The following is a 13252-nucleotide window of genomic DNA, read 5'->3' on the forward strand; positions in this document are numbered from 1 at the left end:
ATCCACCCATCTCAAAGAATAATGTTTACGTCCGAAATGGTCTTGTATATGTTTTTCAGTAATCTGGCACAGTATCATGCTTTATGGAATATATTTTGGCTGAGATTCTTTCTCATAATCATTACATATTGTTATATTTAAAATCAGTTACATCCTATGCATAAAATACAGGCCACTCTTATTTTAACTCTGATATTTACAGTCAGTTTATTTTTTCTACTCATCCTATTTCATCCTCTATCAATACTGGGCGGGTTATTAATTCTTCCGTTGCTTCTGAGGATATAGAGGCTATACGGGCAGAATACAAAAAAATTAACGGCCTAAAGCTAAAAGCACACCGATTTGCTTATGAGGATTTACCCTGCGTGGACGAAGGCGAAACAATTTATTATTCAAACGGCAAAGAAGTCCGTAAGATAACGGAGAAATTTATCCGGGATGATGCTTATACACTAACCGAATACTATTTTAAGCAGGGCAGGCTTATTTTCGCCATAGAGATCATCATCGGAGGCCCGCCATAGGCCCCGATATCAAAACCGAATACCGGTATTACATAAAAGACAACAAAGCGATCCGCCAGATGCGGGATAAGGAAATTGTTCCTGCCGACAGCAAAAGTACGGATGTGATCGAAAGAGCTTATAAGCTGCTAAAAATAAAAAAACGCAAAAAATTTAATCTCGATTTCTGCAAAAATTAATACTTATGTCCGGGGTGAAATTTCGCGATCGGCAATTAATCTATGAATCGTTATCGGTTAATTCACTGTTCTTTATGATCATTTGAATTGACTTTGATCCACTCTTCGTAGCTTATAACACCCAGTTCCGGTTTGCCTTCGCCTTCAAGGACATGGATGAATTCCAATTGGTTTCCGTCCGGATCATCAAAATACAGCGCAAGAGCCGGCATCCAGGCAAAGACCATAGGCGCATGGGTACCATTCTTAAGGAAATTATACGCCTGCAATCCGTTGTTTTCAAGGAAAGTGTTGGCCGTGTGTAGATAAAATCTTTGGAACAGCTGAAAGCAAAATGCCGTTTCTGTACATTCTCAGGCTGTTCCCACAACCCAAGCATTGCTTTTTTATGTTCCCCGATCCAGAGAAAAGCGATCGGCCTCGTTTCATCATAATGCGCCAATGGTAACCCCAGTACCTGAGTGTAAAACTGAACAGCCTTTTCTAAATTTTTTACCTGAATATGCGTTTCATATAATCCTTCTATCATTTTCTGTACATTTTTTATTGAACATTACGGATGTGTGATATCCTGATCAGCCAAATATACAGGTTTACGTAATTTTAATATTAACCTGTTCAATAGTAAATTTCAATTCTGCTCATACAATTAAATAATAGACTATATGCACTCTTTTGTTCTGGTGCAATGATTGATCATGCTTTCCTTATGGAGAAATCTGATCATGGATATAGTGACCGAATCTTTTTGAAGCCTGAAACCATTTCACATCCGGAAAATTTTCGTAATTTATAGACTGATAATCACAAACTATGGCAACAACCCTGATCGAAGATATTATACAGCAACTCAATGACCTGCATGACGGCGATGTATGGCTGGACGAAACTTTTGCAAAGAAATTCGAACAGATCAGTGAAACGGATGCGTTTACCCGGCCGCTTCCTGATCTGCACAGTCCCGCGGAATTGATTTCACACCTTATTGTCTGGCGCAGGGCCGTGATGGGCCGGCTAAAGGGGGCAGTGGTTCGTCTGGAACTTGATGACCCTTCCAATTGGAAAACCAATGATGAATTGCGTCCCGCCGGATGGGAAGCGCTAAAAAAAGAACTGTATCAAAGCAAACAGGAAATCATCGACATCCTGAACGGTAAAGACGACACCTTTCTCGATACCATTTCAGCCGATTATGGAAAAGATTTCCGGTATTTTGTGCAGGGGCTTATCCATCACGACTTGTACCATCTGGGGCAGCTGGGTATTTCTGTCAAGTATTTAAAAAAGTAACTTCTGTTGCTCGCTTTTTGACTTTTATTGTCAGGATTAAACAAATCAGTTAGCTGAAAGCATAACGAAATGGAAGTTTTCCGGTAGGAAAAATCAATCCCATTACATTCAGTATATAAAATGAAACAGTCCATCATTCATATCGCGCTTCTCGTCAGGGACTACGATGAAGCGCTTGATTTTTACCTCCAAAAATTAGGCTTTGATCTGGTGGAAGATACCTGCCTTTCAAAAACCAAACGATGGGTACTCATTAAGCCTCCCGGTTCCTTCGGATGCTGTCTCCTTTTAGCTAAGGCAGCGGATGAACAACAACGATCATCCGTGGGCAATCAAAGTGGGGGCAGGGTATTCCTGTTCCTCGAAACAGAGAACTTTGATGAATCCTATCAGTCCATGCTGGCGAATGGAATTTCATTCGTCCGTGAGCCCATCGTTGAATCGTATGGAACCGTGGCCGTATTCAAAGATTTATACGGTAATTTATGGGATCTGATTGAGAGAACGGTTGACGCCGGTTAAGGATTCAAAATGTTTTCAATTCCTCATTAATTTTTATATTTTTTTCAAGTGGATCTTTCTCCGATATTTTTGAATTTGAAACGTCTGATGCGATCATTCTAAGAATATATTTCCATACAGGATTTCTGTGATCATTTTTTATTCCGGGTCAGGAAATAGAGGAGGGCAGCTCTGGTAATCGCATTTGGCATCCAAAGTTTCGCATTGTTTAGGTTTACACATGGGATATGATAAATCAGGACTGTTACCTGCAACGATTGTTTTCAGATCCTTTTTGGTAAGCTTTTTTGATAGTTTTGCCAGGTTTTTCATGGGATGTTTGTATTAGTTTGTTTTACTTATCCGGATATTTCCGGAATATCTAAATATACGTAAATATATCATAGCCTGATATTTTTATTTGAGTATTCCCGGATTTCCCAGATTTTCTTTTGGTATTGAGGTCTGCGTGATTCTATTTATCCATGTAATCTGAGAGAGAATATAATTTAGGATGCTGTTAGTTTTTTTATGTTTTATGAAAAAAATCGGTACAAATTTTTATCGATATCTCTGGAAGCAAATAGGGCAGAGGTTAATATGGTAAAGGGAATTTAGTCTTTCTCTCTGTACCTGAAATTTCTCAGTTGAAATATTTCTAAAAGGTTTTTGGAAAAATTTTTGATCAGATTTTTATACGTAAAAAGTTTTTCTGAAAATACGGAGGACTTGACCTTGACAGAATTTAGTAGTTGGGCTAGGAAGCGAAGTATCTTTGGTTTCTGTTTTTATTTTTTACGTTAATACTATAGAATAATTATTTTGACTAAAATAAATGATAATTTATCTTACTATTTCATTCAACTTTTACCTGTCCGTTCATCAGCATAGGTAAAAGCCAGTCGCGGAGAGAGCTAAGTTGTTGGTTTTGTTGTTCATTAATTCTGATTTTGTAATAAATGGAAAGAATTTCTTTTCAAACTCTTTTTGTAATGATATAAGAGGAATTAATAAATTAACTGTTCTTAATTCATCTTGTCTTATTCCAAAGACAGTACTACCACTTACTTTTCCTAAAATCTGCGAATAACCATTTCCGATTGATAACTCATAATATAGATATGTGTGACTTAAAATTTTTATATTTGATCTTATAGCAAAAACTCTTTGGCTTAAACAGTATTTTATATCTCCCATAAGGTAAAAAAACTCACCGCAAGGCGCTTCTGAAGTCATCAAGATATCACCTTCGCTTAATTCTTCTTTCATCCATTTATTATATAATGAATCATTAACACGATTAGCTTCACTAAGATTTACAAGCTTTCCTTTTTTAATATGTTTTGCAGATATTGCGATGATATCATCATTATTAGTAGACCAATCAGCATCTAATTTCTTTGGAGTTTTTCCACGATAATCTATTATTAAACTAACACAATCATTTAATTTTCTAATTTCCCAACCTTCTGGAATCTCTCTTTTCAAAGTTTCATTCCAAACCATCTTGCCACCGCTTGATTTATAAGGCTTTCCGTTTTCGTCAGGGAAATCGAACTGCACAAACCAATAGTCGTACAGCGTTTTTGCCATACGCTCTAAATTATCATTTATTGTACAACTATGGCTATTTTTGTTTTTCATTCCTTTGCGGCTTCAAAAATTTAAGTACAATGAAGGAATTAGTGAAGCAAGAAATAATTAATGCAATGCAAACAGTTTTAAACTTTCAACAGTTAATGATTCTTGAAAAGGTAATACATCAATCTTTTCATTCTGTGGTGGTTACACCAAAAAAAAGTAATGAAGATAAGTTGGAAACTGATAATACAAGCGTTTTAAATTTATTCATTTCATCCAAAAAAGTGGAAGGTTGTTCTGAAAAGTCATTAAAATATTATTTTTCGACCATAGACACTCTGTTTCAAAAACTAAAAAAGAAAGTTACAGAAATCTCTACTAATGATTTAAGATTCTATCTCTCAGAATATCAGGAAGCAAAAAAATCGAGTAAAGTCACTATAGATAATATTCGTAGAATATTTTCAAGTTTTTTTTCTTGGTTAGAAGATGAAGATTATATTTTAAAAAGCCCTGTAAGAAGGATTCATAAAGTTAAGACCGCCAGAACTATAAAGGAGGTACTTAGTGATGAAGACATAGAAATACTTAGAGACAACTGCAAGCAAATAAGAGATTTAACCCTTATCGAAATGTTAAGCTCGACTGGTATTAGAGTTGGTGAGCTTGTAAAAATAAATATTAAGGACATTGATTTCCACGAGCGTTCTTGTATCGTAACAGGTAAAGGAAATAAACAGCGTGAAGTATACTTTGATGCAAGAACGAAGATTCATCTCAAAGAATATCTTCAAACAAGAAAAGATGATAATGAAGCTTTATTCGTTTCTTTATCAAAGCCTAATCAGCGACTTTCTATTGGTGGAATTGAAAATGTATTGCGGAAACTGGGACAAAAAACCAAAATAAATAAAGTACATCCTCACAAATTCAGAAGAACTCTAGCGACTATGGCAATCGATAAAGGAATGCCTATCGAACAGGTTCAGAAGTTATTAGGTCATGTTAAAATTGATACAACATTACATTATGCAATGGTAAATCAGGCTAATGTGAAAATTGCTCACCGAAAATTTATTAGTTAAGATTATGAATAATTCAAGAAGAGTAGATTCGATTCTTACCTATTATGGAAAAGGCGTAACACCAAAATATGTTGGAGAAAGCTCCATAATTGTTTTAAATCAGAAATGTATTCGTCATAATAAAATAGATTACTCATTTGCTCAATATATAGATGATAAAAAACACTATAATGAAGATAAGTTTCTGAGAGTTGGAGATATTCTAATAAATTCTACAGGCCAAGGAACGGCAGGTCGAGTTGCTTTTGTGGAGAAGCTGCCTCAAAATAAAAAGGTAATTATTGATTCTCATATTTTAGTAATTAGAACTAATGACTACTTTGAATCTAAATGTTTGAATTACAATCTTTTTTCTATAGAAAAGCAATTACAAACTTTTATGGATGGAAGTACAGGACAAGGCGAATTTGACAAGCAGAGATTATTTAACGTGGTTGTTAACTACTCTCAAAAACATTCTGTACAAAAAGAAATTGCCAATATCCTAACTGATATTGACAATAAAATTAATTTAAACAATCAAATAAATGATAATTTATCTTACTATTTTATTCAACTTTTACCTGCCCGTTCATCAGCATTGGTAAAAGCCAATCTCGTAGTTGGGAAAGTTGTTGGTTTTGTTTAAGGTTGGATTGCTTCTTAGATTCTATATTTTTTATTTGATTATAAAATCTTTCAACTAATACTTTCGGAGGTTTATTACGAAATAAGACTCCATAAAGGATTCAAATAGAAAGTTTTTAATTCCGCTAGTTTTTCCCTCATATCCAAAAAAACATTAGCATCGTATAACCTTTGCCATTCTTGTAAGAAATTGAAAGAGAACTCGTTCTCTTTTAAAGAAATAGCTTTACAGAAGTTTGAGCATATAATATTTGAATCAAATCTTTCAAATGTACTTTCAGTTAAAAGGGCGATTCTTCCAGTAGATTGTGATGGACTTCCACCTGAATTTCCACAATAAAATCATCTGGTTTTAGAGCCTTTGATATATTATTTTTTAGAATATATCTTTGGGGTGCTTTAACTTCACCCTTGCCGTTTAATCCATTAATGTCAGCACCTCTAATACAATAAACTTTTTCCGTATAATTACCCTCAATCTTATCTTTACCCAATCTCCAGTCTTTGTTTTTCTATCCAATCATTAAATACAGTTACTTTCCATCCTTCCGGAATTTCCCTTTTCAAAATTTCATTCCAAATCATCTTGCCACCGCTTGATTTATAAGGCTTTCCGTTTTCGTCAGGGAAATCGAACTGCACAAACCAATAGTCGTACAGCGTTTTTGCCATACGCTCTAAATTATCATTTATTTGATTGTTGAGTTCTATTTTATCATCTAATAATGAAAGAGTAGAAGCAATTTTTTTCTGTATTATTTTATCATGTATTTTTATCTCTAAGTTTTTAAAATTTGTAGTAGCTTGTGCTAGTGCAGGTACCCCTACATGATTTTTAAATGATAATAACTTACTTTGGCCATATTTACTTTTCATTAAATAAGAAAAGTAAATTGGATCTAAATTCTCATTAAATCTTACTCTAAATTGACTTTGCGAAATAACATAACGATCATATTTTGAATTATGAGGAATAAATGAAACTTGACCTAATGTTCCACGATGCGTAATTACAATATCTCCCCTTTTAGCATTTGCTTTTCCTAAAGAATTTGCCTTTTCTTCAGAAATATAATTAAAACTATCTTCAACAAGTTTATGATTAGTTAAATTTGAACCGTTCAAAACAGGAATTCCTATATCAATAAAATTATCAACTTTAATATCAGACCCAAATGGTCCCATAGATATTTCTTTAATTAAATTTTTTAGTTTAATTTCCATCATATCTCAAACTTTTAAGCTGTTCCTGAATTTTTATTTCCAAAGCATTTCCTTCCGCAAAAAGACTTTGCAAATTAGTTTCAAAATTTCGCATTTTTTCAGCAAATTCTTCTGGAGTAATATCAACATATTCTATTTTAAATTCAAAATATTGCCCTGCAGAAAAAGAATAATTCTTTTCAGCAATTTGTTCTTTTGTTACTACAACAGACAAGTCTTCAACAGCCTGCTTTTGATTAAAGGTTTCCACAATTTTTGCTTCTTCATCGGGCGTTAAAACAGTACGTTGATTTTTGCCTTCTTTCACTGTTTGGCCCAGCTTAGAAGCATCCATTAAAATAATATGCTCGCTATCTGCTCTTTTATCAAAAAATAATACTGAGACATTGGTTCCTGTACTTGCAAATATGTTGCTTGGCATACTTACTACACCCCGAAGCCAACCATTACTAATTAACCTTTCACGAATTTTCTTTTCAATCCCACTTTGAGCAGTAATGAAACCTGTTGGAACAACAATAGCTGCTTGACCTTTTTCGCTTAAACTGTGCATAATATGCTGAATAAACAAAAGATAAATTGCCATTGATTCTTTTTTGCTTTTCGGAACATTTGGAATTCCGGCAAAGAATCTTTGTTTAAAAGCATCTTTCTCAAGATCATCTCTAAAATCAGAAAAGTCTAACTTAAAAGGTGGATTAGAAACGATGTAGTCAAACTTTGTATCTAAATAAAAAGGCTGTGCAATGGTGTTAGTTTTAATGATATTCGGAATTGAATGCGTAAGGCTGTTCAAAACCAAATTTAGACGTAACATATTGCTCGATTTCTGTGAAATGTCTTCTGAATAGATTGTGCAATTCTTTTCACCAATTTGATGAGCTAAACTCATTAACAAAGTTCCCGATCCTGCACTTGGATCATAACATTTTACACCTTTTACTTCATCCGGCACAAGAATTTTTGCCATAATACGGGCAACAGCGTGTGGTGTATAATATTCAGCATACTTACCACCGCTATCTGTGTTGTAATCTTTAATTAAATATTCAAAAATAGTTGCAAAGAAATCATATTTTTGAACAAACATTTCTTCAAAAGAAAACTCAAATAATTTATTAATCAATGCTTTTGCAAAAGCATCACGTTGAGAAGCATCAGAGATGAACTGAGTAAGCTCATCAAACAATGTATCTTTTGCACCACTAAATGATTTTACCGAAAACACATCAGCGTTTTCAATTGATATTTGTCTTAAAGTATCATCAAATGTTTTTCCAAAATCACTGTCATTTTGAATTGCGAACAAATGCGAAATCAAATGATCAGGATGTAATCTTGGAATATTAGGATCCAAGCTTGCCAGTAGAAACTGATACTCGTCATCACTCATCTCACGAAGTGCTTTAGAAAAATTCTCAGCATCTGCAAGTTGAGGTTGCTCTTCTTTTATCGCAAAGCGGAATTTATCATTAAGAAATTTATATAGAAATATTTGCGTAATAATCTTGAATTCATTTCCGTCATTTCCGAGTCCGTAATTGGCACATACACTTTTAAGATTATCGATTAAAGATTTTGTTTTAGTAATAAAGTTTATATCTTGAGTCATTATCTATATTGATATTGTTGTAAATATTCTTGCGAAATTAATTGATTTATTTTTTCTGTCGTTGAAAAGTCAAGACCTATATTTTCTTTTTTCTTAAATTCATTGACTACAATTTGCATCAGGTATCTCTTAAAATAAGCTTCATTTTTTACCATTTCCTCCTGATTGGTAATTGTCTCATCAACTTGGAGTTTAACCTGCATCAATGCCCGGTGAAGCTGTGATTCTTTTGTGTTTAAAGTTCCTTTTTCTGATAAACGTTTATGAATTCTGGCGTACTTATCGTCACTGTCATATTTAGCTTTTAGCAAGGCGTTTTTTCGGTTTAATTCTTTTGCCTGGTCATAGATTTTCTGAAGGAGATGCATATTTTCTACCATATCTTCCTGAGTCACCTCACTAAGATTTTTTTTCTTGAAAATTCTTTCTAATTCAGCTCTTAGACTTACAAATTCAGAATCTAGCTGATCAAAATTAGTTTGTAGAGATTCTCTGGCTTTCCGTAGAATGTTTTTAAATTCATCAGCAAGTACCAATTCACTTTCATCGACTTTAACAAATTGAAAAATTATATCCTCTAAAGCTTCAGTTAAAAGATTTCGGTTAGCTTCTTCGTTTCCGATGCTTTCTACAAGATTGAGATTGTCAAGTCGATTTTGCGTTTCAATTAATAGACGATTGAGAAGTTCAAAATCTGTTAAGCCTTTTAAAGCTTCATAGCCATTTATGGCAATTAGATTTTTTAACTCTTTTGCAGTTCGTAAAGCCTTTACAAGTCTAAGAAGTTCTTGCTTGTCATTTAATTCGGCAATTTGTTGAGAAAACACTTCTTTATTAACTGTGTCATAATGAAATAATGTATCTTTTATTTCTTCAATTTCTTGTCTAATCTCTTCTTCAGATTTAAATAGATGAGAGTACATTTCCATTTCGTCACCCAGCTGTTCCTGCAATTCATCAAAATAGAGTTTATTGGTGCGATCAAAGGCCTTTGAAATGTCAGCAAAATCTACAACATATCCGTATCGGTATTTTTTGTAAGGACGATTAACTCTTGTAAGTGTCTGCAATAAATTATGATCTTGTATGACCCGCGCTAAATATAATTTTTTCAATCGTTTAGCATCAAAGCCTGTTAACAGCATATTATAAACAAACAAAATATCGACGTGTCCTTTTTTATACGCCTTTATAAGTTCTTTTCGAACCAGCTTGTCATTTTCATCGTATAAAATTAAAGAGGCAGTCAATTTTGGTTCATCTTTTAAGCCATATTTTGCTTTTGGTTCTGCAACCATCAATATGCTTGCATCTGTTTCCTGTTCGCCATATTTCTTCTGAAACAAACGGAATAACTCCTTTGCCTGGTCTGCAGAATCACAAACTACCATCCCTCCCAGAGTAGCATCTTGCTGATCTTTACGGAATTTTATTAAATCATTACAAATATAATCTAATAATGGCTCTGCAAACCTTGTATTTTTGTAAATGTCTTTTGCAGAAATATCACCACGTAAAACTTTAATCTCATCAATGACATTCTGCATTTGCATTTTAAAATTACCCTCTATTTGCTCCCTTATCAATCGGAGCGTATATCCATCAGCAATAGACATATTGTAGTAATACTTATGGATATAATTTCCAAAAAGTAGTTTTGAATCATAATCTTTTGCAACTTCCTTTAATAATGGTGTTCCGGTAAGTGCAATTTTGATTGCATTTTTATCAGAATTAATAAGGTTTGCAAGATAATTTCCTTTCGGATTATATGAACGGTGCGCTTCATCTAAAAAATAGATTCTTTGAACATTTATATCATAGTTTAAATCCTTTAAAACTGTAGCGTCTTCAGAAAATTTCTGGATATTAACAACCGTAATTTCAGATTTACCACTATTATTGTGGATAGCTCCTATAGTTTTTAAACTTTCAACAAAATCTGCTTTTGAATTAACCTTTTTTACACAAAGTTCTCTGTTAGAAAATTCTGTTGCAGCTTGCTCTAATAAATCTAAACGGTCTACAACAAAATAAAATTTTGGAATAATTTTCTTTTTTGCAAAATAATAAGTTAAATATTTAACATTATAAAAAGCTAATGCAGTTTTACCTGAACCTTGAGTGTGCCAGATAATTCCTTTATTCTGCCCTAAATCAATTTTTGAAGCGATTGCTTGAGTTGCAAAAATTTGAGGATAGCGCATAATGTGCTTTTGAAAAACGGGTTTACCTATATTCTCTTCTTTCACATAAGCAATTGCAAACTGAAGAATAAACTGTAATCTCTCTTTGCTAAAAAGAGAAGTAAGAATTTTATTGGTAGGACTATTTTCACTTTTATTAGTGATAAAATCTGGGTTATGCTTAATAACAATCAAATTATTATCTCTTAAAATGTCCAATTCTTTGTCCTCGCTTAACTCTAACAATCTTTCTTTTACAAGATAATCTAAATCTTCTCTAAAATAATTAAATGATATATTGGAGTAAGCAGAAGTTGCATAATAAGCTCCAAAAATGGGCTCAACTAAGCCATCTTCATATTCCATATTATTGGAAAATACCATAAGTTGAGTAATGTTTGCAAAACGTCTAAAATGTTTATTTCCAAACCTTTCATTGATGCGTCTACGTTCAGCGATAACTCCATCTTTATTATGAGGTTTTTTCACCTCTACAAAAGCTAATGGTATTCCATTAACGAGAATTGTAATGTCCGGACGATATTCTTCATCGCCGGATTTGCAGGTTAATTCAGTTGTGATGTGAAAATCATTGTTTGAAAAATTTTCAAAATCAATTAATTTAATACCGGAAGTCGATGTTAAACGTTCATAGAATTTTTTTCCAAGATCCTCAAAATCTAATTCTAAATTAATCTCATCCAAAAACCTTTGTGCTTCTGCTTCAGAAATGCTATTTATTTCGGCAATCTTAGGTAAAAAAATAGAAGGGAAAATATTATTTTCTTCTATCCTGTTTTGTTTTTTTAAAGAAATATATTGATAGCCTAGTCGCAACAAATGCAAGATGGCTGGTATTTTAACTCGGGAATCTTCGTTGAAAGACATTGGCTAATTTAGTTTTAAGTCTTAAAGATACTAAAACGACTAATTACAAAAGCACTTTATAAGGAATACTTTATAAATAATATCTTGTCAACAACCACATATCTTTAATAATTATAGTCTTTAGCATCTTTGAATTACTTTTTTTTCACCTAACGCCACCCTTCAACTCCCCACCAAAATCCAACATCACCACCTGGCTTCCCTGAAACGGATTATAAGACGGCTGATAATCAATATAGCCCGAAGAATAAAGGTTTTCAGGCCTTTATGATAGGTGGCTTTTGAGTGGATTTACTGATGCGCATTACCTCATCGCGGGAAATACTAACCGGATTTCGGAAACGGCTGAAATTTTGATTTTTTTTAATATCCGCACTAAAACAAAAAACGCTGTAAACATCAATGTTTACAGCGTTTTAGCTTATTTTGGTTTCTAACCTGGCGGAGAGTGAGGGATTCGAACCCCCGGACCTGTTACAGTCAACAGTTTTCAAGACTGCCGCAATCGACCACTCTGCCAACTCTCCCTAAATACCGGCATACTTCCGTTTTCAGTGGTGCAAATATAGGATTATTTATTGTATTACAAAAATATTTTTGGCAGCTGAAGACTTTTAAATCGAAAGGAGCTGATATCCAATAAAATATAGTATGCTTTGATGTGCAGATGCTAGTTGCTGTTGAAGTCCAGCAGTCCGTCTGCAATACATTTCCATTGTATTTTTGAAAACCCCAGGATACCGCCGAAGGCGATCATCAGGTTCCTGATCTTATCCATCAGTTTCGCATTGAAGTTGGGCGATTCGTTGCGGCCGTAAATACCTGTTTTAAGCGTGGAGCCCGAATGGGAAATAAGAAATGTGGAAGTGGCCTTTTCCGAGTAGAAGTGGGCGATATATCGATTGTCTTTTTCCTGCGGGTTACTGCATGGCCTGGAAGTGATCAGGATGCTTTCTTCGTGATCATCATTTCTATGGACAATCTTAGTAATTTCTACCCAGTCAAAGCCTTTTCCTGCCTGGTCCGGTGGTCCGGGAATGTCGATCCTGATGAAATCTCCGATCTTGGGAATGCGCTGCACAGGATTTCCGGCTGAGTCATAAAGGCGGAAGTCTGCTGAACCTTTACCACAGTAACTTTTCCACTCGCCGAGGGCGAAGAAACGCTCTTTCAGCAGATGGAATTTTTCTGCGGCTTTTTCCGGACTGTCGAAATTTTTCAGGCTTTCCGTATCGTGGAAGCCTCCCCGTTGTTGTGCCGGAACACCCGATATCTTTTTAGGCTTCATATTGATTGTTTGTTTAAAATTACAAGAAATGGGCAGACTATAGTATGAGCAAGGTCACAATGATTATAGATTTTAAATTTTAGATTATGAATTTTGACAGATGATGATTAACAGACTTTAAACGACGACCTGGGAAAGAAAGGCGTTAAAAAAATAAAGGCTGTGAACGGTAAGAAAATTCTTCTGTCCGAAGCGCGGCACAAGAAGTTCAAAGACAGTTCTTATAGCTGATCCGCGCAAGTTCAGAATTTTTAGTGATCAGCC

General features: G+C 34.1%; 12 protein-coding genes, 1 tRNA gene and 1 pseudogene. 5 read left to right on the top strand and 9 right to left on the bottom strand.

From position 1 onward, the window contains the following. Window positions 1-368 precede the first annotated feature (368 nt). A complete protein-coding gene (locus CGB83_RS20045; protein WP_157761253.1) occupies window positions 369-527 on the top strand; it encodes a hypothetical protein in 159 nt (52 codons plus the stop codon). Window positions 528-768: 241 nt separating this feature from the next. Here the strand turns inward: CGB83_RS20045 and CGB83_RS20405 are convergent, their stop codons facing one another. Together CGB83_RS20405 and CGB83_RS20410 are read right to left on the bottom strand one after the other, a co-directional pair. Next, window positions 769-975: a hypothetical protein gene (locus CGB83_RS20405; RefSeq protein ID WP_228420195.1), complete on the bottom strand. Its 207-nt coding sequence runs from the start codon at window positions 973-975 to the stop codon at window positions 769-771. A gap of 110 nt (window positions 976-1085) precedes the next feature. After that, window positions 1086-1235 (bottom strand): annotated as a pseudogene (locus tag CGB83_RS20410) (VOC family protein); the annotation flags it as partial. A gap of 284 nt (window positions 1236-1519) precedes the next feature. On the opposite strand from CGB83_RS20410, the gene CGB83_RS00010 reads away from it, so the two are divergent. Both CGB83_RS00010 and CGB83_RS00015 read left to right on the top strand, forming a co-directional pair. Then, the gene (locus tag CGB83_RS00010) at window positions 1520-1996 is read left to right on the top strand and encodes a DinB family protein (RefSeq protein WP_100073918.1); all 477 of its coding nucleotides are present in this window, start codon (window positions 1520-1522) and stop codon (window positions 1994-1996) included. A gap of 120 nt (window positions 1997-2116) precedes the next feature. Continuing rightward, window positions 2117-2518 carry a VOC family protein gene (locus tag CGB83_RS00015; RefSeq protein ID WP_100073919.1) on the top strand — a complete coding sequence of 134 codons (402 nt, stop codon included), beginning with the start codon at window positions 2117-2119 and terminating at the stop codon, window positions 2516-2518. Between the two features lie 861 nt (window positions 2519-3379). Here CGB83_RS00015 and CGB83_RS00020 read toward each other — a convergent pair. After that, window positions 3380-4141 carry a restriction endonuclease subunit S gene (locus CGB83_RS00020; RefSeq protein WP_100073920.1) on the bottom strand — a complete coding sequence of 254 codons (762 nt, stop codon included), beginning with the start codon at window positions 4139-4141 and terminating at the stop codon, window positions 3380-3382. Window positions 4142-4170: 29 nt separating this feature from the next. Here CGB83_RS00020 and xerA point away from each other — a divergent pair, with 29 nt between their 5' ends. Both xerA and CGB83_RS00030 read left to right on the top strand, forming a co-directional pair. Further along, complete coding sequence (gene xerA, locus CGB83_RS00025) at window positions 4171-5163, top strand: site-specific tyrosine recombinase/integron integrase (protein WP_100073921.1); 993 nt, start codon at window positions 4171-4173, stop codon at window positions 5161-5163. A 4-nt stretch (window positions 5164-5167) separates the two neighbouring features. Continuing rightward, window positions 5168-5791, top strand: a complete 624-nt coding sequence (locus CGB83_RS00030; RefSeq protein WP_100073922.1) for a restriction endonuclease subunit S — start codon at window positions 5168-5170, stop codon at window positions 5789-5791. A 280-nt stretch (window positions 5792-6071) separates the two neighbouring features. On the opposite strand, the gene CGB83_RS20370 is transcribed toward CGB83_RS00030, so the two are convergent. The 6 genes from CGB83_RS20370 to CGB83_RS00060 form a co-directional block, all read right to left on the bottom strand. Further along, window positions 6072-6284, bottom strand: coding sequence for a hypothetical protein (locus CGB83_RS20370; RefSeq protein ID WP_185117391.1), 213 nt, complete (start codon window positions 6282-6284; stop codon window positions 6072-6074). Further along, the gene (locus tag CGB83_RS20375; protein ID WP_185117392.1) at window positions 6277-7017 is read right to left on the bottom strand and encodes a restriction endonuclease subunit S; all 741 of its coding nucleotides are present in this window, start codon (window positions 7015-7017) and stop codon (window positions 6277-6279) included. Before CGB83_RS20375 ends, CGB83_RS20370 begins: the two co-directional genes overlap by 8 nt. Continuing rightward, on the bottom strand, window positions 7004-8626 hold the full coding sequence (locus CGB83_RS00040; RefSeq protein WP_100073923.1) for an HsdM family class I SAM-dependent methyltransferase: 1623 nt from the start codon (window positions 8624-8626) through the stop codon (window positions 7004-7006). Before CGB83_RS00040 ends, CGB83_RS20375 begins: the two co-directional genes overlap by 14 nt. Continuing rightward, window positions 8626-11700: a type I restriction endonuclease gene (locus tag CGB83_RS00045; RefSeq protein WP_100073924.1), complete on the bottom strand. Its 3075-nt coding sequence runs from the start codon at window positions 11698-11700 to the stop codon at window positions 8626-8628. Before CGB83_RS00045 ends, CGB83_RS00040 begins: the two co-directional genes overlap by 1 nt. Window positions 11701-12139: 439 nt before the next feature. Continuing rightward, window positions 12140-12227 (bottom strand) — tRNA-Ser (locus tag CGB83_RS00055). 143 nt (window positions 12228-12370) lie between these two features. Beyond that, the gene (locus CGB83_RS00060; protein ID WP_100073925.1) at window positions 12371-12988 is read right to left on the bottom strand and encodes a hypothetical protein; all 618 of its coding nucleotides are present in this window, start codon (window positions 12986-12988) and stop codon (window positions 12371-12373) included. Window positions 12989-13252: the final 264 nt, after the last annotated feature.

Origin of the sequence: Chryseobacterium camelliae, from assembly GCF_002770595.1 — a bacterium.
Classification (GTDB): domain Bacteria; phylum Bacteroidota; class Bacteroidia; order Flavobacteriales; family Weeksellaceae; genus Chryseobacterium; species Chryseobacterium camelliae.

Excerpts from the sequence above, each read along its gene's own strand:
- CGB83_RS00010 (WP_100073918.1), top strand. The coding sequence starts at position 1,520 with ATGGCAACAACCCTGATCGAAGATATTATACAGCAACTCAATGACCTG.
- CGB83_RS00045 (WP_100073924.1), bottom strand. The coding sequence starts at position 11,700 with ATGTCTTTCAACGAAGATTCCCGAGTTAAAATACCAGCCATCTTGCAT.
- CGB83_RS00020 (WP_100073920.1), bottom strand. The coding sequence starts at position 4,141 with ATGAAAAACAAAAATAGCCATAGTTGTACAATAAATGATAATTTAGAG.
- xerA (WP_100073921.1), top strand. The coding sequence starts at position 4,171 with ATGAAGGAATTAGTGAAGCAAGAAATAATTAATGCAATGCAAACAGTT.
- CGB83_RS00030 (WP_100073922.1), top strand. The coding sequence starts at position 5,168 with ATGAATAATTCAAGAAGAGTAGATTCGATTCTTACCTATTATGGAAAA.
- CGB83_RS00060 (WP_100073925.1), bottom strand. The coding sequence starts at position 12,988 with ATGAAGCCTAAAAAGATATCGGGTGTTCCGGCACAACAACGGGGAGGC.
- CGB83_RS00040 (WP_100073923.1), bottom strand. The coding sequence starts at position 8,626 with ATGACTCAAGATATAAACTTTATTACTAAAACAAAATCTTTAATCGAT.
- CGB83_RS00015 (WP_100073919.1), top strand. The coding sequence starts at position 2,117 with ATGAAACAGTCCATCATTCATATCGCGCTTCTCGTCAGGGACTACGAT.
- CGB83_RS20375 (WP_185117392.1), bottom strand. The coding sequence starts at position 7,017 with ATGATGGAAATTAAACTAAAAAATTTAATTAAAGAAATATCTATGGGA.